The sequence below is a fragment of the Mycobacterium mantenii genome (genome assembly GCF_001667865.1).
Lineage (GTDB): Bacteria > Actinomycetota > Actinomycetes > Mycobacteriales > Mycobacteriaceae > Mycobacterium > Mycobacterium mantenii_A.
The window spans coordinates 1-24,291 of record NZ_LZJP01000071.1; the positions used below are offsets into that span (position 1 = coordinate 1).

At 66.3% G+C, this 24,291-nt stretch carries 18 protein-coding genes and 1 pseudogene; 5 read left to right on the forward strand and 14 right to left on the reverse strand.

The features are described 5' to 3' along the window. Positions 1–398 precede the first annotated feature (398 nt). The gene (locus A5688_RS11560) at positions 399–659 is read left to right on the forward strand and encodes a hypothetical protein (RefSeq protein WP_067838363.1); all 261 of its coding nucleotides are present in this window, start codon (positions 399–401) and stop codon (positions 657–659) included. 4 nt (positions 660–663) lie between these two features. Here the strand turns inward: A5688_RS11560 and A5688_RS11565 are convergent, their stop codons facing one another. Continuing rightward, positions 664–1,329 carry a response regulator transcription factor gene (locus A5688_RS11565; RefSeq protein WP_067909342.1) on the reverse strand — a complete coding sequence of 222 codons (666 nt, stop codon included), beginning with the start codon at positions 1,327–1,329 and terminating at the stop codon, positions 664–666. Beyond that, positions 1,326–2,543, reverse strand: coding sequence for a sensor histidine kinase (locus tag A5688_RS11570; protein WP_067909339.1), 1,218 nt, complete (start codon positions 2,541–2,543; stop codon positions 1,326–1,328). The genes A5688_RS11565 and A5688_RS11570 overlap by 4 nt, the downstream gene beginning before the upstream one ends. Positions 2,544–2,676: 133 nt before the next feature. On the opposite strand from A5688_RS11570, the gene A5688_RS11575 reads away from it, so the two are divergent. Next, positions 2,677–3,057: a hypothetical protein gene (locus A5688_RS11575; RefSeq protein ID WP_067838369.1), complete on the forward strand. Its 381-nt coding sequence runs from the start codon at positions 2,677–2,679 to the stop codon at positions 3,055–3,057. Beyond that, on the forward strand, positions 3,050–5,905 hold the full coding sequence (locus A5688_RS11580; RefSeq protein ID WP_067909335.1) for an RND family transporter: 2,856 nt from the start codon (positions 3,050–3,052) through the stop codon (positions 5,903–5,905). The genes A5688_RS11575 and A5688_RS11580 overlap by 8 nt, the downstream gene beginning before the upstream one ends. Here the strand turns inward: A5688_RS11580 and eccCa are convergent. From eccCa to A5688_RS11635, 12 genes are all read right to left on the reverse strand, one after another. Further along, entirely contained in the window at positions 5,886–10,109 is a 4,224-nt protein-coding gene (gene eccCa / locus A5688_RS11585) for a type VII secretion protein EccCa (protein WP_067909332.1), read from the reverse strand. The genes A5688_RS11580 and eccCa overlap by 20 nt on opposite strands. Positions 10,110–10,112: 3 nt before the next feature. Continuing rightward, positions 10,113–11,600 (reverse strand): type VII secretion protein EccB, encoded by a 1,488-nt coding sequence (eccB, locus tag A5688_RS11590; RefSeq protein WP_067838376.1) that lies wholly within the window; start codon positions 11,598–11,600, stop codon positions 10,113–10,115. Positions 11,601–11,602: 2 nt separating this feature from the next. Beyond that, positions 11,603–12,469 (reverse strand): DUF4226 domain-containing protein, encoded by an 867-nt coding sequence (locus tag A5688_RS11595; protein ID WP_067909330.1) that lies wholly within the window; start codon positions 12,467–12,469, stop codon positions 11,603–11,605. A gap of 269 nt (positions 12,470–12,738) precedes the next feature. After that, complete coding sequence (locus A5688_RS11600) at positions 12,739–13,536, reverse strand: hypothetical protein (RefSeq protein WP_067838387.1); 798 nt, start codon at positions 13,534–13,536, stop codon at positions 12,739–12,741. A gap of 249 nt (positions 13,537–13,785) precedes the next feature. Then, positions 13,786–14,487, reverse strand: a complete 702-nt coding sequence (locus tag A5688_RS28120; RefSeq protein WP_067909327.1) for a DUF5631 domain-containing protein — start codon at positions 14,485–14,487, stop codon at positions 13,786–13,788. Positions 14,488–15,913: 1,426 nt separating this feature from the next. Continuing rightward, entirely contained in the window at positions 15,914–16,252 is a 339-nt protein-coding gene (locus tag A5688_RS28430; RefSeq protein ID WP_347559123.1) for a hypothetical protein, read from the reverse strand. Between the two features lie 428 nt (positions 16,253–16,680). Then, a complete protein-coding gene (locus tag A5688_RS28435; protein WP_067838391.1) occupies positions 16,681–16,878 on the reverse strand; it encodes a hypothetical protein in 198 nt (65 codons plus the stop codon). Positions 16,879–17,360: 482 nt separating this feature from the next. Then, positions 17,361–17,768 carry a hypothetical protein gene (locus A5688_RS28555; protein WP_207546648.1) on the reverse strand — a complete coding sequence of 136 codons (408 nt, stop codon included), beginning with the start codon at positions 17,766–17,768 and terminating at the stop codon, positions 17,361–17,363. Positions 17,769–17,922: 154 nt separating this feature from the next. Next, positions 17,923–18,252, reverse strand: coding sequence for a DUF2563 family protein (locus tag A5688_RS11620; protein WP_067909324.1), 330 nt, complete (start codon positions 18,250–18,252; stop codon positions 17,923–17,925). Between the two features lie 64 nt (positions 18,253–18,316). After that, the gene (locus A5688_RS11625) at positions 18,317–20,275 is read right to left on the reverse strand and encodes an alpha/beta hydrolase (protein WP_067909321.1); all 1,959 of its coding nucleotides are present in this window, start codon (positions 20,273–20,275) and stop codon (positions 18,317–18,319) included. 27 nt (positions 20,276–20,302) lie between these two features. Then, entirely contained in the window at positions 20,303–20,809 is a 507-nt protein-coding gene (locus A5688_RS11630) for a pullulanase (protein WP_067909318.1), read from the reverse strand. A 24-nt stretch (positions 20,810–20,833) separates the two neighbouring features. Beyond that, on the reverse strand, positions 20,834–22,276 hold the full coding sequence (locus tag A5688_RS11635) for a CCA tRNA nucleotidyltransferase (protein ID WP_067838396.1): 1,443 nt from the start codon (positions 22,274–22,276) through the stop codon (positions 20,834–20,836). Between the two features lie 170 nt (positions 22,277–22,446). On the opposite strand from A5688_RS11635, the pseudogene A5688_RS11640 reads away from it, so the two are divergent. After that, positions 22,447–23,927, forward strand: a pseudogene (locus A5688_RS11640) (hypothetical protein). A 27-nt stretch (positions 23,928–23,954) separates the two neighbouring features. After that, positions 23,955–24,278, forward strand: a complete 324-nt coding sequence (locus A5688_RS11645; RefSeq protein ID WP_242660233.1) for a hypothetical protein — start codon at positions 23,955–23,957, stop codon at positions 24,276–24,278. The last annotated feature ends 13 nt before the right edge of the window (positions 24,279–24,291 follow it).

Here is a 24,291-nt window from a genome sequence, read left to right on the forward strand (position 1 = left end):
TCGCGTTGCGCTGACCGATCAACTCCGCCAACTCCTCGAACAACACCTCAAGACGGTCGCTCGCAGTCACCACCACGACGTCAGCGGATCCGGTCGACAACATGCCGTCATCATCGCAGCCACCACCGACAGAAACGGCCGCCCGGTCCGCTCAGTCCACCGGCGGATGCGTCAGAGCACCACCACATGCGCCCCCGGTAGCTTCACGACCTCGATCTCTCGCAACATAATTCGCGTTCACGGCACGAAACTGACGCCGGACGATTTAGAATCCGCTTGTGATGACCCCGTCTTACCCGTGGGGGGACGATCGAGGGCAGCTTGCGCGGCAGCTTCGCCTGCCGCATCACACGCTCCGCCAACGGCGGGCGCGCCGCCTGTGCCACCGTTTCGAACGGGTGGGTGTTCGAACGGCACCGGAGCGGCTGCGGGAACTGCTGGCCGGCGCGCCGCTGGCCGCGCACGAAATGATGAATGTGAACTTCGCGCTGATCGCGATCAGACTCCACCGCGAGTCGCGCGCCGCGCGGTTCAAGCGGCTCAAGCAACGCAGCGCCAGGTCGCTGATCTTCGCGGGCATCGTCATGGTGGTGCTGAACTTGCTGATCTGCATGGCGTACGTCTTGCTGAACCTGGCGGAGCAATCAACGCCTATCTAGATTTTCAGCGCGGCGCGACGATGCCGTTGTCGTACGCATAGACGATCGCGGCGGCGCGGTCGCGCAGATCGAGCTTTCCGAAGATCCGCCCGATGTGGCTTTTGACCGTGACACCCGAGATGCACAACTCGTCGGCGATCTCCGTGTTGGACAGGCCGTGCCCGATCAGGGTGAGCACGTCGAGCTCGCGGGTGGTCAACTCGCCGATCGCGGTGCCGCGGGGTCCGGGGGCGGCCTTGCGGTAGGTGGTGAGCACTCGCGAGGTCACCGCGGGATCGAGATAGCTGTCGCCCCGGGCGACCGCCCGCACCGCGCGGATCAGTTCCTCGGCAGACGAGTCCTTGAGCACGAAGCCGGCCGCACCGGCACGCAGTGCCCCCGACAACAACTCGTCCTCGTTGAAGGTGGTCAGCGCGAGCACCGGCGGCCTGCCGCCCAGCCTGCGCGTCGCCTCGATCCCGTCGACGCGGCGCATCCTCAGATCCATCACGACGACGTCCGGCCGGTGCTCGGCCACCGCGGCCGACACCTCGTCACCGTCGGCGCACTCCGCGACGATGACGAAACCGTCCTTGCGGCGCAGGATCCGGCGCAGGCCCGACCGAACCAGGTCCTGGTCGTCGACGAGCAACACGGCGATCTCGGGCGTCGCCAAGTGATCCGGGATCATCCCTTACACCACCAGGGCCGCCAGGCGGTATCGCCCTCGTGCAACGGAATTTCGGCGCACACCGACCAGCCGTCCCGGGTGGGGCCGACGTCGATGGCCCCGCCGAGCAGCTCGACGCGCTGGCGCATGCCCCGCACACCGCGCCCTTCCTGCGACGGCGCGGCCACCACCGCCGCCGGGACCAGATTGGTGATGGCGAGGCGGGCGGACGCCGGCGAAATATCCAGCACCACACCGGCTTTCGACTCGGGCGCATGCTTGGCGATGTTGGCCAGCGATTCCTGGGTGATGCGGTACAGCGCGAGGCCGACCGCGGCGGACACGTGATCGGTGGGGCCTTCGACGCACAGCGCGACGGTCAGTCCGGCCCGCTGGAACCCCTCGACCAGCGCCGCGACGTCGTCGATGCCGGGTTCGGGCGCGGTCGGCGCGGTCTTGGTCGGCCAGTTGTCCAGCAGTCCGACGGTACGACGGATGTCGGCCATCGCCTGGCGGCCGAGCCGCTCGGCCTGCTCCAACGCCTCGACCGCGTCGTCGACGTCGCGATCCTGCTGCAGCGCGCGCCGCGCACCGGTCACGTGCAACAGGGTGATGCTGAGCGAATGGGCGATCACGTCGTGCACCTCGCGGGCGATGCGCCGGCGCTCGTCGGCGGCGGCGTGCTCGGCCAGCAGCTTCTGCGCCTCGATCTGTTCGGCCAGCAACAGCCGTTGGGTGCGCATCACGTAACCGAGCAGCCATCCCGCGCCGACGAAAGCCAGGTACAGCAGCACCGCGTCCAGGCGATGCAGCGCGGAGGCGGTGAGCAGCAGCGCGGCCGCCGACGCCGCGGCCAACAAGCCGCCGACGATCGAGCTCAATGTCGCGATGGACAGCACCAGGAGCACCAACAGCGCGGGGGCGAAGTCGGCGCGAATGGGTGTCGAGGTGGCGAACAGCATCATGGCCGTGGCCGTCGACCAGCTGGCCCACATCAACAGCGGGCTGAGCTTCGTGTTGAGGAAGAAGAACACCAGCGTCGGCGCGGCCGACACCGCGAACGCGGCCAACCCGACCGGCAAGTCGGCGGTGGGCCGCTGCAGGATCGCGATCACCCCCCCGCCGACGTGAGTGATATCGACGGCCAGAAACGACGCCCAGGTAAGGCCAACGGGAATCAGCTCGCCGCGTCGGCGGAGCTGTTCCCGCAGGAAATTCACTGCGGCGTGCACCATCGTCCAATCCTAGAAGAGCTCGGCGCGACGTCACATCCTCCTGCGGGCGGCACCCGTCTCCGCCCGTGGTAGGAGACAAAGACTGCACTTCGGCACGACGCGCAGCGGGTGGCTGTTTTTCTAGCGTCGAGTCATGACATGGACACTGCTGCACAACCGCATGGCCTTCATGGCCCAGGTGATCGAAGCCGCCGAGACGGACCCCGAGGCGGCACTTGCGTTGATCGACAATTCATCCGAGGTGTCCGAGCTGTTCGGCGACGAGGAGGGTCTGATGCTCTCGCTCGGCCAGCGCTGGATCACCATGCTGGTGGCCAAGCTGGATCAGGCGGCCCACGAGGGCGCATCGGCCCAACAGGTGCGCGCCGATCTCGAGGCCGCCGAGCCCGGGCTGCACGCGCTGGTGAAGATCGGCACCCGCCGGTCGCTGCGGGTGCGCTCGCTTACCCGCGGCGAGCATGTCGCCGTGGGCCTGTTCGGCGGGCCCACCAGCGATCGGCAGACCGTTGCATGATCGAATGGGCCGTTTTGCGCGCCTGACCGGTCGGTACGCCGTCCTGATCGTCGGGCTTTGGATCCTGGCGGCGGCCGCCGCGAATGTGGCGGTGCCGCAACTGGAGCGGGTCGTCGACTCGCACGCCCGGTCCTTCATGCCGCCCGGCGCGCCGAGCGCGGTGGCCGCGGCCCGGGCCGCCCAGTTGTTCGACCAGACGCCCAGCAACAACTTCGTTTACGTTGTGCTGGAACGTGATCAGCGACTGACGCCGCGGGATCGCCAGTTCTACGACTCGCTGACCAGATCACTCGGCTCGGATCAGCGCCACGTCTACGCGGTGACCGACCTGTGGTCACAGCCGGCCACGGCCGCCGGCGCACAGAGTTCGGACGGCAAGGCGGTCAGCTTGATGGTCCGGCTGGCCGGAATGCTCGGCACCGCACAGGCGCGTGATTCGGTCAACGCGGTGCGCGGAACCGTCCAGAAGCTCTCACCACCGGCGGGCCTGGCCGTCCATGTCACGGGCCCCGGCGCGACGATCGTCGACGAATTCTCCGCGATCGATCGGCAGATGCTCGGAATCACCGCGGCCACCATCGGTCTCATCCTGCTGCTGTTGCTGCTGGTATACCGATCGCCGGTCGCGGCGGCGATCCCGCTGATCTCGGTGGGCCTCGCCCTGGCCCTGGCACGCGCCGTCGTCGCCGCCCTCGGTCAGGCCAATGTGGTTGAGGTGTCGTTGTTTTCGGTGGCGCTCATGGCAGCGATGACGCTAGGGGCCGGCACCGACTACGCGATCTTCCTGGTCGGCCGCTACCACGAGGGCCGACGTCGCGGCGTCGCGCCGGCCGAGGCGCTGACGCAGGCCTACCGTTCCATCGCGCCCGTGGTGATCGGATCGGCACTGACCGTGTCGGTGGCACTGGCGTGCCTGGTGTTCGCCAAGGTGGGCTCGTTCCGCAGCGCCGGGTTGCCCTGCGCCATCGGCATTCTGGCCACCATGGTCGCGGCGCTGACCCTGACGCCCGCGCTCATGACCCTGGCGATACGCCGCGGATACCTCGAACCGCGGCCGTCGAAGACCGCGCGGCGCTGGCGCCGCGTCGGAACGGCCGTGGCGCGCTGGCCCGGGCCGATCCTGGTCACCGCGCTCGCGTTGACGCTGCTGGTCGCGCTGCCCTTGGTGAGCATGCGGGTCGGATTCAACGAACCCGCCGCCACGCCGTCGTCCACCGACTCCAACCGCGGCTACGCCAGCGCCGACCGGCATTTCGCGGCCAACGCGTTGCTGCCCGACGTCGTCGCGATCCAGGCCGACCACGACCTGCGCAACCCGGCCGGCCTGATCGCCATCGAGCGAATCACCCGTCACGTCATGGCCGTACCGGGGGTGCGTGCGGTGCAGTCCGCCAGCCGCCCCGACGGTAAGGTGCCCGAACAGGCGACGCTGAGTTATCAGGCCGGCGTGCTCGGCCGCCAGTTCGGCGACACCATGGATTCGCTGACGCAGCGCCTCAAGCGGGTCTCCGAGCTGGACGGCGCGCTGGCGCAAACCCAAGTTGCGGTGGACGGGCTGGGTAGCGGATTGCGCGGCGGCAGTGTGGGATTGGCGGACGTGTCCGGCGCTGCGGAAGACATGCGGGCCGGGATGGAGGGCCTGCAGCGCAATGTCACGACCGTGTCGGGTTACCTCGACCCACTGCGGGACTTCGTCGGGCGCACACCCGACTGCGCCACCAATCCGATCTGCTCGACGGTGGATCGGGTGCTCCAGCCCGTCGACAGCCTGGTGCAGACGTCCACGCGCCTGGATTCGGGCGCCGCGAAACTCACCAGCGGGTCGAGCACCGCCGCCACCGCGATGGCCACGCTGCCGCAGAGTGTGGCGTCGATGAAAGACGCGTTGGGGCAGGCGCGCTCGGCCACGCATGACTTGCTGAGCCTGTCCGACACGCTCGGACCCCAAATGCGGCAGCTGACCGACTACATGAACGAGATCGCCACCCAATTCCAGGGCAGCGCCGCGGCGGACTTCTACATGCCGCAACGGGCGCTGAGCGACCCGCGGTACACCACCGCGTTGAGCCACCTGATCTCCGAAAATGGCCGCGCCGCATACCTGCTGGTCTACGGCGACGGCTCGGAGTGGGGCGGCGATGGCGCCAAGCGGGCCGATCAGGTACGCGCCGCCATCAAGGAGGCCACCAAGGAAGGCACCCTGACGCCGACCGAGGTCGACCTTGCCGGAGTGGGTCCGGTGACCGCCGACCTGCAGCGCTTCGTGGCCGGGGACACCACGCTGCTGGTGGGGGCCGCGCTGGTCCTCATCTTCCTGATCGTCACCGCGATGTTGCGCAGCCCGGTTGCGGGATTGGTCGTCGTCGGGACTGTCGTCACGTCCTACGCGTCGGCCATCGGTGCCAGTGTGCTGATTTGGCAGCACCTGCTCCATCACGATCTGCACTGGGCCGTGGCCCCGATCGCCTTCATTGCGCTGATCGCCGTCGGCGCGGACTACAACCTGCTGCTGGCGTTGCGCATCAAACAGGAAGCTGCGGCCGGCCTGAAGACCGGCATCATCCGCGCGTTCGGCGGCACCGGCGGCGTGGTCACCATCGCGGGTGTGATCTTCGGGCTGACCATGCTGGCGTTGCTGAGTAGCAGCGTGCTCAGCATCGCTCAGATCGGCACGACGATCGCGGTCGGGCTGATGGTCGACACGTTGGTGGTGCGGGCATTCATCGTGCCGTCCATCGTGGCGCTACTGGGCCGGTGGTTCTGGTGGCCGCGTCCACTTCCCCGTCGCGCCGCCACGCCGGCGGTGAAAACCCCCGAACCACAGCTGGTTACTGCTGTGGCGGTATGACGGACGACGGCAGCCCCACCAGAACGCCCTCGACGTCGCCGTCGACGCCGACCAGCAGGCCACGTCCAGGCGGCAGTGTCTGGGCCCGGACGTTTCGGTTGATCCGGTTTTGCGGATCGTTGTCCATATACAGCTGAGCCACTTTCGCCGAGTTCTGGAACCGCATCCACGGATCCATTTGCAGCGTGGCCCAGTTCGCGCTGTTGCGCGTGGTGAAGACGTGCAAGCCGATCTGTCGCGCACGTTCCATCAGCTTCCACAACGCCGCACCCACCGGTGGCTTGGGCGGGTAGCTCTGATCCGGGCGCAGGTCCTGGATGTCGTCGATCAGCACGAAGTGCCGTGGACCTTCCCACGGCTTGAGCGCGCGCAACTCTTCCTGGCTCAGGCCTTTCGGGGGCAGCCGGGGTAGCAGGACCTGCTGCGCCAGCGTGGTGACCACCTCGTCGATCTCGTCCTGGTCGTACGCGTACGCGCGCACGTAGCCGGGCCCGTGCAGATCGCGCAGACCGTGCGGTGCGGTCTTCGGGTCGATCAGCGTCAGCTGCGCTTCCTCGGGGCTGAATCGGTTCATGATCGCCTCGCCAATGGCAACCAGCGACATGGTCTTTCCGCAGCCCTGCCGGCCCATAATCATCAACCCGGGGCTCTCGCGCAGCTTGATGGGGACCGGCCCCAGTTCGTGACGCTCGCCGATGGCGAAGCTGATCGAAAGGTCTTGGAACTGAGGCGCGGTCGGGTGATCGGCCTCATACTCCAGAATCGCCTTGAGCGCCACCCGCTGCGGCAAGCGTTGCAGGGTGGCGTGCTTGGTGACGCCGGCGACCTCCGCGATGCGGGCGCCGACGTCGACGATGCTGACCATCGCGCCGGTGCTGGGATCGGTCAGCGCCGGCACGCCGACCCGCAGCTCGTGCAAGCCGTCGGTCAGACCGAAGCCGGGCCGGTTCAGCGTCCGCCGGGCCGCGTCGCGCGACTCGAGCGACGAGTGCCCCATCTGGCTTTCGCTCGGGTCGGCCAGCCGCAATTGAATTCGCGCCGTGGCGTTTTGGAGCAGGCTCTGCCGCTGGCCGTGAATCCAGCCGCCGGCGCTGCACATCACGTGCACCCCGTATTCCGGGCCGCGGCTGCTCAACGAGATGATGCGATCGCCCAGCACCGTGTCTTTCGAGTACAGGTCGTCGTAGTCATCGACCACCACGAACACATCGCCGAACGGGTCGTTGGCGTCGGTGCCGCCCAGGCCGTCGCTGCCCGGCGCGAAGCGGCGTTCGCGGAAACCGTCGAGGTCGATCTTGAGACGCCGGAACGAATCCTCGCGGGCATCGATCAGGGCGTCCATGCTGCTCAAAATGCGCTCGATGCCCTCCGCGTCTTTCGGCGACACGATGTCGGTGACGTGGGGCAGGGAGGCGGCCTGGGCGAGAGTCGCCCCGCCGATGCAGAAGAACGTCACGCGCGACGGGCTGTACATCGTTGCCGCCGAACACATCAGTGTCATCAGCGTGGTCGTCTTGCCCCGCTGCTTGGCCCCCACCACGATCACGTTGCTGCGCAACGCATCCACCGCATGAACGACCTGCTTGGACTCTTCGGGGATGTCCATCACACCCACGGGGAACATCAGCCCCGAGTTGCGCCCATAGTCGACGTGCCATGGCTTGCCCCGGTATCCCGCGACCAGCGCGTCGATGGACTCGGGCTCCTCCAGCGGCTCCAACCACGGCCGGCGCGGTGAGCGGTGCGGCACCTCGTGCAGCGACTCCCGCAGCACGTCGACGATCTTCTTCCGTTTGAAACCGTCGTCGTAGTAGAGAAATTCGTCGGGTTCGGCGTCGACGGCGGCGGCCGCCTCCAAGGCCGTGGCGTCGGAGGCGTCCAGCGGCTGGAACTGCCAGTTGTACAACCGCGGCTTGGTCAGCGTCATATCGACGGTGGTGGCGACCTCCTTGGTCTTCGGCACCACGAACGGGGCGGACAGGTAGAAGCACCGGAACGGTTCGAGATCGCGCGGCCCCACCTTGAGCAGACCGAAACCGTTTTCCTTCGACGGCAGGTGGTAGGCGGCGTCCGAGCCGATCACCTCGCGGCTGTCGTCACCGGACTCGGCGCGCAACGCGATGCGGAAGGCGATGTTGGACTTGACCTTTTGAAGCGAGGACAGGTCCAGCCGCTGGCCGCCCAGCATGAAGAAGACGTTGGCGCCGCGGCCTTCCTGGCCGATGTGGATGATCAGGTTGATCCACTTCTCGTGGTTGGCGAACAGTTCCAGGTACTCGTCGACGATGACGAGCAGGACCGGCACCGGCGGCAGGTCGCGTCCGGCCAGCCGGATCTCTTCGTAGTCGTTGGCGTCGCGCGCGCCCACCGAGGTGAACAGCTCGTAGCGCTGCTTGATCTCACCGTCGATGACCCTGCGCATCCGCTCGGCCAGGTGTCGTTCGTCCTTGCCGAGGTTCGACAGCGCGGCCACCACGTGGGGGATGCCCAGGATGTCCTGCGCCGCCGACTCGAACTTCATGTCGACGAAGATGACGTTGAACGTCTCCGGGGAGTGGGTCAGCGCGATGCCGTAGACCAGGGACAGGAAGAACTCGGACTTACCCGAGCCGCTGGTACCGATGACCACGGAGTGGAACCCGAAGCCCCCGAAGTCTTTGGCGCGGATAGTGATGTTCTGCAGCTCGCCGTTGGGTTTGGCCCCGACCGGAACCTCGCACCAGCGCTCGTCGCCGCGGCCCCGACGCTCGGCCCACAACCGGTCGACATCCAGGTCCCGGGGGTCACTGATGCCCAGGGCCCGCAGCAATTCGGTTGCGCCGCTGACTGAGTCGGCGATCTCGCTGCGGCTGGTCGGTGACCACCGAGCCATCGCCCTGGCGTAGCGGTAGGCGCGGTGCACGGAGAGCTGGTCGGCGTGGGCGAAGAACTTGTTGCGCACGCGCAGCAGTGGAGCCGGGCGATTGTCCTCGCCCTCGGCGTCGGAGCCGTTCCGGCGCAGGGGGATGTCGCCGTTGACCGAGCCGCTGGGTGCGCTGTGGCGTTCGCTGAGGTCGAACACCTGGTCGTTGGCGAAGCCCACGCCGGTGCCGATCCGGGAGGCGATGCGCAGCAGCGTGATTCCGGCCTTACCGACCTGCCCGACCACGCTCTCCCACGCGTCGGGGCTGCCGGTGTTGTCGTCGACGATCACCAGGTGCGGGCCCAGATCGACCGTGTCCGTTCCGGTTTCCAGTGTCGAGCCCATCGCGGTGGGGCTGGCCGCGGCCAGCGGTGTCCACGCGCCGCGCTTGCCCTTCATGTGCAGCTCGGCGCCCAGCGTCTCTTCGAGCTCCTCGGGCGTGGCGAAGACGAGGCGCCGAAACCCGCAGGCGTCGAACAGCTCGTCGTGCAGGTTGTGCGGCAGCCACACGATCCACGACCACGCCTCCGGATTGCGGGTCACCACCATCAGCTTGACGTCGCGGGGGTTGTGGAACACCGCCAGCGAGCACAGCACCGAGCGCATCAGCGAGCGCAGCCGGTCCAAGTCGTCGCCGACGAAGCTGAAGCCGGGTGCCGAGCGCAGGTTGACCACCTTGGCGATGTCGCGAATCTTGCGCTGCTCCAGGATGAAATCGCGTAGCGCCTGTCCGGTGACGGGTTCGAGCTCCTCGTCGGAGGCGATGTCGGGCCAGGTCACCGACAGCACCGAGTCCGGTGCGTGCTGCACGCCCGTGCCGAGACGCACCTCGAGGAAGTCCGCGTCGCCGCGGCCACGCTCCCACATCCGCGGGCCGCCGATGATGGCCCCGAGCCCGCTGGGGTCGGAGTGCACGGAGTTCTGCCATTCGCGTTGCGCGCACACCGCGGTCTGGATCTCATCACGGTTGGCGTCGAGCTCACGCAGATAGCGGCGACGGCCCTTTTCCATTTCGCCCCAAGTGATCTTGCGCGCTCGGCCGAAACGCCCTGAGAAGGCCAGCATGCTGAAGGCGCCGATGCCCATCAGGGGGAAGAAGCCGGTGGTCAGGCTGCGCACGCCGGAGACGTAGAGCATGACGATGGTGCCGATGAGCGCCACGATCAGCGCCGGCACCCCGATCATCACCCAGATGTTGCGTGGCTCGCGTTCCGGCAATGCGATCGGCGCGCTGGGTGCCACCCGCACCGGTTTCGGCGGCTCGATCTTGACGCGGTTGATGGGGAAAGCTTTCTTGGACATTCTCTAGCCTCCCGGCTTCGCCGATGTCGTCACCACAGCCACCTTGCCGAGCGCCGGGACGGTGTCCCGCGCCAAAAGTGCTGACTCCCTCGACAGTGCCGGGCCCGCCGCGAAGGTGCGCAGCAGCGGCCACGGCGCCTGCACCGCCGAGCCCGGATCGAGCCCGAGCGCGCGCAACGTCGTGTCGTCGTTGGTGATGCCGAACCGCACCCCGTTGTCGGAGACCCAGAACAGCGATTCCCGGGAGTCGGAGGTGACCACGCCGCTGGTTGACGTGACAAAGTTGGCCGCGCCCGGCAACACCAGCACCTGATTGGCGACCACCGACCCCGGGTCGCGGTCGTCGCGCACCAGGTGGACGATGCGGTTGTCCATGTACGACGGCGAGGGCAGGCCGCGACCGTTGTAGACGACGACGCGCGCCTGCGGGTCCGTCGAGCCCTTCTCCCAGCCGACGCAGGTGGTCGGATCGGCCGCGGTGTCAACGAAATTCAAGCGCTTGGTCGGGTAGTAGTCCACTGCCAACGAGTTCACCTCGGGGATGTTGACCAACACGTCGGGCGTCACCACGCGCGGCGCCGTCGAGCCGTACGAGTTGGCGCTGCGCAACAGGTCGGCCACGAAGCTGGTGACCTTCTGCACCCCGTCGGGCAACAGCACGTAGAACTGCTTGCCGCCGCTGGCGGTCTGGGCCTGCAACACCGCGCCGACCTGCGAACCCGAAACCCACGTCGACGGCGTGCCCGCCAGTGGCACCGCGGGCACCCCGAGCGGTTCGGTCGCGGGCAGCGCGTCGTACAGGGCCCGCGAAATCTCTACCGGCAGCGTCACTCCCGGGTCGAGTCCCAGGCTCAGCGTGATCGCCCGGTTGGACGGATCGATCTGCGAGCGTTTGCCGCCCCAGATGACAAAGGTGTTGCCCTCGAAGGTGACCAGCACCCCGGCGTCGTCGCTCAGGGGGGTGGCGCGGTCGAGGCCGTCGAGCGGGCCGGCGATCGAGGTCACCACCGGCCGCTCCGGGCTGCGCGGGCGTCCCGCCGTGTCACACACGGCCCACGCCGACGTCGCACCCCGGTGGACCGGCATCGCCGCCGGCGCTCCCGGGATACCGATCAGCGGCCCGGTCGGATACTTCGCTATCTCAGCGGGTTTGACCCACGTCGGCTGGTTCGCCGTGCCGGTCGCCAGCCGCGCGGAGGTCAAATTGAGCGCCGGGTAGAGCCGGCCGTCGATCCTGGCGTAGAGCGCCCCGGAGTCGCGGTCGCCGATGATCGCCGAATCACCCACGATGCCAGTCGGTTTCAGGACGTTCAGCAACAGCATCCAGCCCGAGGCGATGGCCACCAGGAGGATCGACAGCACCAACGCGGCGGTCTGCTTGCGGTCGTCGTGTTTCATGCGCACCGAGAAGCGGGTGGTCGCCGCCCGCAGTCGCCGGTTGTAGAACAGGTGCCCAGAGTTCTGGTCGCGGTTAGACAAACTCAGCGGCATGCTCAGTACCCCTTGGGTGCTCGGTGAGGATCGGCCTGCTGAATCCGATCAGCCAAATTCGACGCGTCGGCGGCGACCCCGTAGCGGCCCATCGCATAGTTGATGAACGCGCACGCCTGCGCCACCAGGTTGTGGATGTCGCGGGAGGTTCCCGGCTGGTGATAGGCCGCGAAGGTGGGCGCGATGAATTGCCAGGCACCCTTGCTCGGGGTGCCCCGCGCGGCGTTGGAGTCCCAGTCGTTGACCGCGTTTGCGTCGTAGTCGGATTCGCGGCGGGCTACCAGGTCCATGCCGCGTTCCCAGCGGGCGCGCGCCGCCGGGTCGTGAATGCCCTTGATGTCCAGGGCCTTACGGATGGCCGCGAGCACCGCTGGGCGGCCGCTGGGCTGGTTACTCTGCATCGACCGCCTTTGTAGGTAGTGCAAGCGCCGCAGCCTGCGCGCGAGCAGCCTTGCGCGTAGACGGGATCCGGCGACGCGCCGATGCTGAGTCCGCAGCCGCGCCGCCATGCGGGCGAGCGCCTCGCGGCGGCCCATCGGCGTGTCGATGCCCGGGGTCGCGTCTGCCAAGGCGTCGTCCAGGGTTGCCCTCGTCGCCGCGCGGCCGTGGGCGTGGTCGGCGCGGGCGTCGGTGATGATTTGTTGCAGGGCACGGTCGTTGTGGCCCAGTCGACTGAGGCGTCTTGTTGCGGTGCCCGACCGCGCCGCCGTCGCGCCTGGCAACCGGGGGGTGCGGCGTGCTATAGCCTCGGCGCGAGCCCGCGTCTGCTCCGGTGCGTCACCGATGCCGTCGCCCGTCGCTGCTCCCCCGAACAGATTGTGGGCGCGAGTCAACGCCGCGACCGCTTGCGCTTTCAGGGGATCGGTCACCGACTCCCCCGCCGTGATTCACCTGTGCGCCCTCGCGGCGCCGCATCGTCGCCGGACACTTCGCGCTTGTACTCCCACACCCTCCTGGCCGCGTATTCCGCGGTCTCGCTGCAGACGTACCAATAGCATGCACGCATCGACAGTTCTGCTGTCAAAAACGGACAACCCAATATGACCCGCGCATTGGGTTCGGCCGGCCGCAATTACGTAGTGACCCTACTGCCGACCGAATTGCGCCACCATTCACCCTTTCGGTGGGCTGGGGACCGCTATTCCTTGGGCTCGTCCTCAGACGGCATGATCACGATCCGTCGGTTGGGCCGATTGGTAACGACGGTCGGTTTGGCCTCGCCGGATTTGGTGCCCGGGGCGCTCGGCGGGATCGTCAAGCGGCCCTTGACCGGCTGGCCGTTGGGCACTCCCGGGGCCGTCACCCGCTTCTCCACCGGCTTGTCCTTGTTGCCGCCTTCGCCGCCGTGGCCCATCGCGCCCGGCGGCATCATCGGCATGCCGGTCATTCCGGATTGTCCTGGCATGGCGGGCATGCCGCCGGTCGGCGGCATCATCGCCGCCTTGGCGGCCGCGGGGGTGGTCGGCGGCGACGACGTCGGCACCGGCGGCGGGCCCAGCGAGCTGGCCGGGGTCGTGCCTCCACCGCCTAGGCCCGCGCCACCGCCGCCGGAGCCGGCGCCTAGGCCAGAGCCGCCGCCACTGCCGACACTGTCGACCAGATGCGCATCGCTGGCCAGCCCGGCGCCATGGGCGCCCTGCACCGCGCTCATCAGCGGCTGCAGGGCGCTCTGACCGGCCTGCATCGCCTGCTGGGGAAGTTGGGTCAGCGGTCCCATGACGCCACCGATCGCGCCCCCGACCGCGCCCGTGACGCTCTGCAGCATCTGCTGGATCATCTGCATGTCTTGTTGGCTGTTTGCCTCGTTGGCCGGGAACTTCGCCGCGGCGTCGGCGGCGTGTGCCCGACGGTCGGCGTCGGCGGCGGCGGCGTCTGCGGCGTCTTTGGGAACGCCGGCGTTTCCGGCGCCGGTTAGTGCGCCGCCACCGCCGTCCACAGGCGACGTGCCCGGTGGGTGACCGGGGCCGGGCTTCGGGGCAGACGCCGGAGGTTGGTTATTCGCCCACCAATAAGTTGGCGCGTCAAAAATGATCCCACCACCTGGGCCGCCGTTGACCACGGTTCCACCTCGTCCCCACTTGCAGAGCCTGCGTGCTCTTATAAATTTTCGGCACAAGCAATCGGCCGTAGTGTCATTTTTGTACAGAACGCGCCGGAATCGCTAGTCAGTCGCCGCCGGGCTAAGTCAGTGACCGTTCTGATGCCTGATCGCGTTGAACCAGGCCAGGTGGTAGTTCGCGAGATACTCATGCCCATCGATAAGCGCCCTTATGGCTGCCAAAAGCATCCAATCCCCGACAGCCGCTGCGTCGTGGTTGGGGTATGCAGTCATTACCGTGTGCTGAATTTCTGCGGCGCATTCGCGCAACATCGCAGTTTCGCTCTCGAGGACGCCGGTTTTTCGCACCGCGGGCGCCGCGACAGCCTGTGCGATCCGAGGCAGCCCGTCCCGGCGGCGTACAGCATCGACCAGAGTTGGCCCGAGTTCATCGACTTCAGGCGCGGCCGAGCGCGCAGGCCGATCGCCGCTGAGGACGGGCTCGTCGGGACCTGGCTCGCCGACATAGGAGTTGGCGTGATGCGCCGCCGCGACCGTGATCGCGCCGAGTAAGTCCACCACGTTGGCGTCGTGGCGTCGCGCCGTCGGCTCGAGGAGTGTTACGTGGGCGGGCAACCGGACGTGGGGCGGAATCCACCCGCCGGCGAGGTCGGTGACCAGCAGCGTGGTGACGCCGTCGTCGCGTAGCCCAGCCGCCCACGACAGCCGCGGCTCTTGGCGTGCCACCGCGTCGACGAGGCGCTGCAGCCGCTGTTGCTCGGCCGTTCTGGCGGACACCGTGCCGGCGGTCGCGCCCGCTGCCGCAGACGCTGCCGATGCGCCGGCCATCGTCGAGGAGCCGGCACCGGCCTGACCCGCGGCAGATCCGGCGGCCCTTTCGACTGGAGAGACGAGCGGTCCGCCCGCGGATGGGGACGATGCCGGCGAAGACGCTACCGGCGCGCCCGATACGGGACCGGCCGGAGTTGAGGGCACGGACGGCGGCGCCACTACCGGCGGCCGAAGGTCGGATCCGTAGGCGGGCAAGGACCCTGAGGGGATGGCTGAGCCGCCACCGACGGTCGGTGCGGGCGACGACCACGAACCACTAGTCATCACCGGCGCAACTGAAGTGCCTCCCCCAGCCGTCGAAGGAGCCGGGGTCGCGGCTGGCGGTGCGTCGACCGGAGCGCTTGCCGGTATGAAGGCCCCGGCGCTGGGTGCAGTCGGCGCAACTGCCGGTGTAGCTTGAGGAGTTTGAGGTCCTCCTGCCTCCATCGCTTGTATCGGCCCTGCCGTAAACGCCTGTCCGCCAGGGCCAGTCGCCTGGCCGGTCGCCAACCCGGAGGTAAAAGCTTGTGCTAATCCCGGCTGCCCGCCTTGGCCAAGGCCAGCCGGTGACATCGGCATTCCACCGCCGTGTACGCCTGGCGCATTTACCAGAGGAGCAGTCGTTGCAGGCCCACCCGCGGGTGCAAGCCCAGGCGAGGCCGTCGATGGGCTTCCCGACGCCGGCCCGCCCTGCCCGAAATTATGCCCGTACGCCGGCGAAGCCCCCGGACTGCCGCCTCCCTGCGCCGGCCCAGCCTGCCCGAAATTATGCCCGTACCCCGCCGGCGCGGCTCCTGGATGGCCGCCTCCCTGCGCCGGCCCACCCTGCCCGAAATTATGCCCGTATGCGGTCGGCGGTGTTCCCAGATCCTTTTCGCTGATCGGATTCGGTGGTGAAGCGTCGCCAACATCGAACCCGTTCGCCTGCGCCCAACTCCGGGCGTTGCCCCCAATGCCCTCTGCATCGAGAATCTTTTGCGTCGCCGCCATCATCTTGTCGGCCGCGTCCCGACTCGCATTCGCGGCGTCGGCGTTGCAGCGCGCCTGAACAGCCTGTATTTCTGCCAACTTCTCCGGCGGCGGCTTTTTCGATGCGAGGATATCGTTGATTGCTTTATTGCCCGTATTTGCTATGTCTGACAAGCGACTTCGCAGATAGTCGATAGCGTCGGCGCCGGAATTAAACGCCGAGGCTTTTGTTTGGTACTTCTCGGCAAGATCCAGATGAAGCTTTTCCCCTTGCTGGAATCTGGTGATGAGATCGTCTGCAGTATGCCCCTTATTGCTTGCAGCAAAGGCCGTCCACTGGGTGCGCAAGTTCTGCGAATACAGCTGCTGCTCCGCGCATTCTTGGCTCCAGTGTTGGGCTCCGGCGCGTAAACCCGTCGACGGTGCTGGCCACCACGGTCCGATCAGCGCGGCTGTCCAGATACCGGGTGGAAGGTCAACCGCCACCGCATACCTTTTTCATTGCCGCGTCCTTGGCGTTCACATCGTTGACCGCCTCTTGAAATTCCGCCTCAGTAGCGGCCCCCTCGCTGCTTTTCGCCGTGTCCGTTAGGTATGCCGTCGCTAGAGCCTGAGCGGCGTTACGGTGCTGCTCGTCCAGAGCTGGGTCGTTGGATGCGTTGTAGAGCAAGCCGGCGGAATTCGTCAGCGCGATGCGTGCGAACGCTTTATCGCTGCCATTTGTGTCAACCTGCTTAGCCCGCGCGGCCACCTTGTAGGTCTCGCAGAGCCGCTGTTGTGCGGTGGCAGTCTCCGTCGACGTAGGGGTGAGCATCGCAGTGGTGGTCGCGGATGAGTGCGAAGCCGTTGGTCGCATCAGTGCTACCACTAACGCAGCGACAGCGACTGCGGCAGTCACCACTACCACAACCGCCAGCCATGGCCGTGGACGAGATACGGCCCGCGGGGAATGCCGTGGCGGCCAACTTCCAGGGGGCGGCGCGACAGACGGTCCTTCACCATGGCCCGAATGCAGGTCTCCCACCGCATTTCCTCCCTTAGTCAGCAAGCCCTACGCGAGGCGACGCAAATCGTCCAGGCGAACTTCCCTCCCATCAATAGTGGAGCAGGCAACCGGACGCCAAGCAATTCACTGCGCAGCGTTTGGAGTGTCACCCGTTGGCAGGAAACCTCGAACGCCATCCACTCGTAGATCAGCTAAGCGAGCAGTGGGCAATCATCCAGGCACTGCACTAACGAACGTCACCCGCCGCCGCATACCTTCTTCATCGCAGCATCCTTAGCGTTGACATCATCGACCTCCGCGCTGAAAACGGGGTCGTCGCGCTGCAGCGAGCTTCCCATGGCCGTCGCTTTGGTGTACGCCGCTGCCAGTGCCAAGGCGGCAGCTCGGTCGCCAGGCGAGGTCGCGGGAGCTGCCTTCACTGCCTGTTCGAGCATTACTGCGGCGTTAACACCGGCGACACCAGCCGCTGCCCGATCGTTGCCATTTGTCTCTATTTGGACCGAGCGCGCGGCCAGCTTGTACGTGTCACATAGCTGTTGGTGTGCGGCTGCGGCTTGGTCCGCGGTATATGAAGCTGTCGCCGAAGTGGCTGAAGAGACCTCTGGCTGATTACTCGTAGGCCGCGTCAGTGCGACCACGAGCGCTGCGGCGCCCAGCAGGGCGGCAATCGCGGCCAAGGCGATCGCTGCCCATGCCCGTGGACGTGGTGGCGGCTGCGTGGGAAAAGCTGGGCCCCACGGCATTGAACTGGGGTGGCCGATGGTTGGCCCCTCCCCCGGAGCTGGAGGCAGATCCCCCACCATACGTCCTCCTCATAGTTGCAAGCGCTTTCGAGGCCGTCTCCCGAATACTTCGCTCCAATAGTTGAGCAGCTAAAAGGCTAACGAGCAATCACCGCTACCTCGCAGGCGGCAAGTCATCCACCACTACACACCTGTTTCATCGCGGCTTCCTTCGCATTGGCGTCGTCCAGCGCCGGCTGCCAAATTGAAAAGTCATTCAAACTAGCCACGGCAGCAATGTTCTTGTATGTGTCAGCCAGTGCGGCGGCAGCATTCCGGTCGCCAGGTGTCATCGCCGGAGCAGAATTCACCGCACCCTCCAACATCAGCGCCCCATTCACTTCCGCAATGCCTGCACGTTCAGGGCTGCTGCCGTGTGTCTCGATCTGGACCGCACGTGCTACGAGCTTGTATGTCTCACATAACTTCTGATGTGCCGCAGCGACTTCAGCAGCGCTGTAAGTAGGTGCGGTCGACGGAGGCGCGGAACTCGAACCCGACGACCGCGACGTAGCTACCACCAGCGCAATGACCGCCACCATCGTCGAGACCATAGCCAGAACAAGCGCACCCATCGCGATGGCAGGCCACATTCGTGAATGGCGCGTAGTCGGAGCGGGATAGCCCGGTGCCCACTGGCTTACCGGCAGCCCGGCACCAGGATTCGAATGCGGATCCTCCGTCACCGGCGTTCGCTCAGTCGTTCTGCGTTGAAGGACCGGAACTCGGTCGCAGCGCCTGCATTTCAGCGGCGTTCTGACTATCCATATTGGTGAATCCGGTAGCCGCGTGGTGGGCCTTGGTGCCGACACCGGTCAGCGTCTCACTGTGGCCCTGCAGAGTTTTCACGTGCTGCCCGTGCGCGGCGGCGACCGCACTGTGAAAGTCGTTGGCCGCGTCGAAGTCTCCGAACATCCCCGATGCCACGGTCCCGCCCGCCAGCTGATCCGCCCCCTCCTGGGCGTGCCCACCCGCGCGGTGGGACTGGTTACCCCCGGAGTGCAGTAGCTCCGTATCGACGAACATCGGCACTCCTTCCAAGTCTCAAAATCTGTTGACCAGGCTAAATGCAGCCCCGCAGGTGGTCAATTCACCGAAACCCATGCCCGTTGGTGACCGAGCGCGCCGGCCTATCCCATTCCGGGTCGATGGTGACGGGCAGCTGGATCCCGACATGCGGCAGCGAAACCGTCCCCAGCGGCGTGTGGACCTGAAGAGGAATAGCGAGCCGCCCCGCGGTTCGGTCGGGCGCCAGCATGCCTTCACCCGCCAGGCTGTCGCCGTGCCCGGTGACGATCTCGGTCATATTGTGCAGCGCTTCGCTGCCCACGTCGTAGTAGTGCGAGTGGTCGGTGAACCACGGCAAGAAGCTGTGCGAGCCGGCGACTTCGGCGCGAAACCGCACGGCCCCGAAACCGGCATGGGCCGGGTCGGCCCCAAGCCCGGCCAAGGGGCCCACCGGTCCGCCGAGCGTCTCGTTCAGCCCGTTGGGAAGGCCGCTGCCCAAGTCGCCTATCCAGCTGATCGCATCGGTCGATGCGGCGCCAACATACAACCTGCCGCCGTCGAGATGAAAGTCCGCGGCTCTGCGGGCCAAATCGGTTCCCGGGCAGCCGGTTAACACGGCGTCATTGGCACGCATGCCGCTATGGGCGAACGCGTCGGCCACCGTCGTGGATCCGTAGGAGTGCCCGAGCACGGTGACATGAGCTGGACCCTCGTGCGTGGCGCTTAAACCATTGACGTCGGCAGCCAGCAGCGCACCCGCCTGCCGCGCCCGCCACGGGGTGCCGACCTGTTCCAACTTCGATGGATCAGTGACGGCCTGTTCCCAATGCGGATTGCCGAATTCGGGTGCGTCGTAACCCATCCAGGCCAACACCGCAGTGGGATGCGCAGGGTCGGCCTTCGATGACTGTTCGTAGAGGTTGATGGCGTCGTCCGTCCCGTCGGACATCCACCCTCCCCGCACGCTGCTGTTGGTGCCCGGGACGACGACCGCCGTATTGCGCGACTTGTCCGGGTTGCCGATCGCGACCGCCGCCCTGCCCTTGCCGTTGAAAGCCAGCGGGTCGTACGCCCACAGCATGGTAGGTGCGTCGGATTGTTTGTCGCGCTCGAGGAAGTCATTGGTCTTCACCGCGTTCTGGTATCGGGTGATGTCGGTAGGACATAGGCCGTAATCGCCAGGACTGGTGAAGATCTCGCTCTCCCTATCGTTGAGCGCGCTGTCCCGGAGCGCCGAGGGATCCAGCCCGCGCTGACGGGCGACGTTTTCGACTTTGCGCAGGTCATCCTTGAGCGTCGCCTGGTTGACCGTGTCGCGCACGTCGGCCGGAATGCCGTTGAGATTGCCCAGCTCATGCGGATGCTGATCGATCAATAGCTGCTTTTGATTAGTGCTCAACGAGTCCCACCATCTCTTAGCCGCCCCTGGGCTGCTGTCCGGCGGCGGGATCGACAACTCGTCGACGCCTTGAATCTCGGCGGGGTTTGCCCCATCCTCACGCAAGGACACCAAACCAGCCGCGAGGGAATTCGAATACCGCTCACGGATCTGGCTGAGCCAGAACACTATTGCCCTCGTCTCCACGACCGCCTCCGCGCGCAGATCCTCAACCGGGCACTCGTCGGCCAACGCCTCGCACATTTCGTCGTCGATGGCTTCGAGGTCGTACTCCAGCGCGCCGAGGTACCACTCGGAGGTTCGCTGCGCCTCGGCCAGCGCGGCGGCGATGTTCTCCAAATCGATTGCTATCCGCGGCAATTGCGTAGCTTGCAAGTCGAGCGACCGAGTTACCCGCTGCACCTCGGCCGCATCGCTGAACGGGTGCGCGCCGTTTTGGTGATTCCACGCCGCCTCGAACCGGCGCTGGGCTGCCTCAAAAGCGTGGACTGCCTCGGCGGTGCTTACCCCGGCGTCACGGAAGGCCTGCGCTAGGGCCGAGATCTGCGCCGGGCGGCCGGCTTGCAAGCTGGTATTGACCGACCACGGATCCCCACCGGCCTCGGCCACGAGGAACGGAATAGTTAAGTAGCGCAATAACATCGAAGCGGCGGCTACGTCAGCCACGCCTCACAGGGGGCTCGCGCCGTCAGCGAGACCGTCACCGTCGGAGTCGGTCAGCCGGACGTTCCATTTGCCGTCGCCGTCGGTGTCGACGTACCCGGTCACGCCGTTTTCGTCGGACCGCAGAACGCGGTCGGCGAGGCCGTTGCCGTCGGTATCGACGAGACGGGCGTCCGGGCGTCCGTGCCCGTCGAAGTCGACCAGCGGGCCACCGGTGTGTTCGACACCGTCGAGGCCGAACCAGCGCAGCTGGCCGCCGCGGTCCATGGCCACCGCCCACGTCCCGGATCCGTCGTCGGTGAAGTAGGCCTCGGGGGTGCCGTCGTTGTCGAGGTCCAGCACGGCGTGATCAACGAGGCCGTCGCCGTCGAGATCCGCGAGTGCGTCATCGCGCAGTCCGTCGTTGTCGAAATCCAGTCCGATCGATTCGAAGCGGCCGTCATGATCCAGATCGAGATCCGGTTGCCCATGCCAAATGGCGGCGCCGTTGTCGCCGGCGAGACAGTAATCCATGCGTACTCGGACGCGCGGCTGCCGCTAGTCGTTCCCCCGAGACCGCCACCACGCCAACAGTTCCGCGGTCGCCTCGTCGTTGTCCAACGGCCCACGTTCGAGCCGCAGCTCCTTCAAAAACCGCCACGCCTCCCCGACTTGCGGCCCGGCCGGGATGCCGAGCAGCTCCATGATTTGGTTGCCATCCAGATCGGGACGCACGCGCGCCAGATCCTCCCGGGCGGCCAGCTCGGCGATCCGCGCCTCGAGCCGGTCGTAACTGGCCTGCAGTCGCGCGGCCCGGCGCTTGTTGCGGGTCGTGCAGTCGGCCCGCACCAGCTTGTGCAGTCGTGGCAGCAGCGGACCGGCGTCGGTGACATAGCGGCGCACCGCGGAATCGGTCCACTTGCCGTCGCCATAGCCGTGGAACCGCAAATGCAGGTACACCAGTTGGGAGATGTCCTCGACCATCTGCTTCGAATACTTCAACGCGCGCAACCGCTTTCGCACCATCTTGGCGCCGACGACCTCGTGGTGGTGAAAGCTCACGCCGCCGTTGGCCTCGTGGCGCCGGGTGGCGGGCTTGCCGATGTCGTGCAGCAGCGCGGCCCAGCGCAGCACCAAGTCAGGGCCGTCGTCTTCCAGCGCGATCGCCTGGCGCAGCACCGTCAGCGAATGTTGATAGACATCCTTGTGCTGATGGTGTTCGTCAATGGCCATCTGCATGCCGCCGACCTCGGGCAGCACCACCTCACCCATGCCGGTCTGTACCACCAGATCGATGCCGGCCGTCGGATCGTCGCCGAGCACCAGCTTGTCCAATTCGGTGGCCACCCGCTCGGCGCTGATCCGAGACAGCTGCGGCGCCATGCGATCGATCGCCTCGCGCACTCGCGGTGCGACGGTGAAACCCAGCTGCGAGACGAACCGCGCCGCGCGCAGCATCCGCAACGGGTCGTCGCCGAAAGACACCTCCGGGGCGGCGGGGGTGTCCAGCACCCGCGCCCGCAGCGCCGCCAAACCCCCTAGGGGATCGAGGAACTCGCCGGGCCCCTCTGGGGTGATACGCACGGCCATCGCGTTGGCCGTGAAATCACGGCGCACCAGATCGTCCTCCAGGCGATCGCCGAAGCGCACCTCGGGATTCCGGGACACCTGGTCATAGGTGTCCGCGCGAAAGGTGGTGATCTCCAAGCGGTGGTCGCCCTTGCCGACCCCGACGGTGCCGAATTCGATCCCGGTGTCCCACAGGTTGTCGGCCCACCCCCGCAGGATTTGTTGCACCTGCTCGGGACGTGCGTCCGTGGTGAAATCCAGATCAGGACTCAACCTGCCCAACAACGCATCCCGTACCGAACCGCCGACGAGGTAGACCTGGTGGCCCGCGGCGTCGAACGCGGAGCCAAGCTCGGCCAGCATGGGCGCATGCCTGTTGAGGGCGACCGCTGCGGCGGTCAGCAGGTCGGCATCCTGGGCGGCGTCTGGCACGTTCGATCAGCCTAGTCGGCCGTGGGCGAAAAGCCCGTGTGAGGAGGCTCGCACGTCCTTAAAGGTGAATTGACCCGTCGCGGGGCGTCAGTAGCGTTACGTGCGACAAGAAGGGTGAACGGCGGGACGGTGCGGTGCATCTCCGATACATAAGCAAGACCGCAGTGATCATGTTCGCGGGCGGGGATCCGTGGAAGATCAACGGCACATTGCAGGGCGGCCGACCGGCCCAGATCTCGAGCCTCGCAACAGCGTTTCATGACGCCGGACGATCCACGGGAGAAGCGAAGCCGCATTCAACCTGGCGCGGAGCCGGTTCAATAACGCTTGGACGCAGGAGAACGGCGAGAATCCGATCAATGACTCGGTTGAGGTGCGGCGGGCCACCACCTCACTCGGATTACAAGCGGCTCAACTGCCCAAAATCGGTGCCGATCTGGAGAACGTCGCGGCGGCGCTGGCCGAGGCCCAACGATCCGGAAAGGGCGAGATTTCGTCGCTCGAAGGCGCGCTCCAAGGTCTCGACGATCAAATCGGTGAGGCGGTCGAGTCGGAGAAGAATCCTCAGTTAACGGCCTCGGAGAGGCAGCTACTGGACCACTACATCAACGGACTCGAAAAGCATGCGATCGACGACACGAAGGCGTCGCTACGCAACTTGACGGCGATCCGTGATCGGTACGCTCGCCAGCTGCACAGTTCGATGAACAACCTCCGAAAGCAGGATGGATACGACCCGCCGATCCAGGCACTTGACAGCGACGTTCCAGAATCACCCTCGCAGGACCAACGTCGCCAGAATCAGATTGAGGCATTCAAACAAGCCTTCGGCCGCGAACCGACGTCGGCCGCCGACTGGGAGACTGCGGCAGCTCTGGATCCGCATACTTATGACCCGAAGTTCAAGGGCACTAAATCGGAGATCCGCGTGGTAAAGATTCGCTCGGTGCCCGGGCAGGGAGTAGTTCGTGTCTCGCAATGGATCGAGCAGCGGGATGTGACGAGTTCCCTGTCTGGAAACCGGGACCTTGGTAACAACCGTGGACCCGATCAACGTTTCGATCCCGAGGACACCAAGGTAACGACCTACATCGACTACGAAAATGGGATCGTGATCCTGCGTCAGAATCCCTCTGTCGAAGAGACTCCCACCGGGGCGCCGGGCACAGTCAAGGTCGGCACGCCCAAAGGCAGCGTGACCCAGTTAGCCGACGGATCGGTTCGCATCAAATACGACGCGGGCAATCCGTTTGCGCCAAGCATTACCACCGACCCCAACGGGCCGTTGGCGGGGCACACAATCACCGTCAACGGCGACCTTGTGTTCACGCCGGGACCGGAAGGTGTCCAGGTGAATGGCACACGCACCAACTATCCGTCGTTGGAGGCTTATCAGGATTTCGCGGGTGGCAGCACCCGCACATTGTTGATCGACCCGGCGCAATCGGCCAGATCATTGGGTCCAGCCACCAACCTGTTTCGCCACCACGATGTCGGTCCGCTCGGTGGCAGAGCATTCGCCCCATTCGACACTGGGGCCTGGAATCTTCAATACGACATACCCACACCGTTGCCGCCGACGGAATTCGGCCCAGTAGCCCGTCCCCCTTCCGTTCCTCCGCTGCCAAGCGGAGTAGCAGTCCCATCCTGATCACCTGGCGATAGGAAGCAACGAAATATGCCCTCCTTTACGGCATTCGATACTCGCGCCTGGCGCACGGCGACGCTGTCAGCACCATTTGTCGTCCAAGGCGTTATAGGGCTGCTGATCGTAAATATGTGGTTGTTGGGGAAGGGGCCTTTCGCAACCGAGAGCGGCCGCGGCGAACGCGCTTGGATACTGGCCGCAACAGTCATCACCACCGTGGAGTGTGCACTCATCACTGGTGCGCTTCTCACGTCGTCGTCGTCACGTCGGCGCGGTTTTGCCTTGAGCATCGCGAGCTGTTCAGGCGTCGTGATTATCGGCGCCGGGATTTTCGGTTACTTGAACCTGCGCTGAAGGCATGCGATGA

Bases quoted from the DNA above. Each gene is read 5' to 3' on its own strand.
- A5688_RS11565 (WP_067909342.1), bottom strand. From the start codon at position 1,329: ATGATCCCGGATCACTTGGCGACGCCCGAGATCGCCGTGTTGCTCGTC.
- A5688_RS11570 (WP_067909339.1), bottom strand. From the start codon at position 2,543: ATGGTGCACGCCGCAGTGAATTTCCTGCGGGAACAGCTCCGCCGACGC.
- A5688_RS11575 (WP_067838369.1), top strand. From the start codon at position 2,677: ATGACATGGACACTGCTGCACAACCGCATGGCCTTCATGGCCCAGGTG.
- eccCa (WP_067909332.1), bottom strand. From the start codon at position 10,109: ATGTCCAAGAAAGCTTTCCCCATCAACCGCGTCAAGATCGAGCCGCCG.
- eccB (WP_067838376.1), bottom strand. From the start codon at position 11,600: ATGCCGCTGAGTTTGTCTAACCGCGACCAGAACTCTGGGCACCTGTTC.
- A5688_RS28120 (WP_067909327.1), bottom strand. From the start codon at position 14,487: ATGGCCGGCGCATCGGCAGCGTCTGCGGCAGCGGGCGCGACCGCCGGC.
- A5688_RS28430 (WP_347559123.1), bottom strand. From the start codon at position 16,252: ATGCTCACCCCTACGTCGACGGAGACTGCCACCGCACAACAGCGGCTC.
- A5688_RS28435 (WP_067838391.1), bottom strand. From the start codon at position 16,878: ATGCTCGAACAGGCAGTGAAGGCAGCTCCCGCGACCTCGCCTGGCGAC.
- A5688_RS28555 (WP_207546648.1), bottom strand. From the start codon at position 17,768: ATGGTGGCGGTCATTGCGCTGGTGGTAGCTACGTCGCGGTCGTCGGGT.
- A5688_RS11620 (WP_067909324.1), bottom strand. From the start codon at position 18,252: ATGTTCGTCGATACGGAGCTACTGCACTCCGGGGGTAACCAGTCCCAC.
- A5688_RS11625 (WP_067909321.1), bottom strand. From the start codon at position 20,275: ATGTTATTGCGCTACTTAACTATTCCGTTCCTCGTGGCCGAGGCCGGT.
- A5688_RS11630 (WP_067909318.1), bottom strand. From the start codon at position 20,809: ATGGATTACTGTCTCGCCGGCGACAACGGCGCCGCCATTTGGCATGGG.
- A5688_RS11645 (WP_242660233.1), top strand. From the start codon at position 23,955: ATGCCCTCCTTTACGGCATTCGATACTCGCGCCTGGCGCACGGCGACG.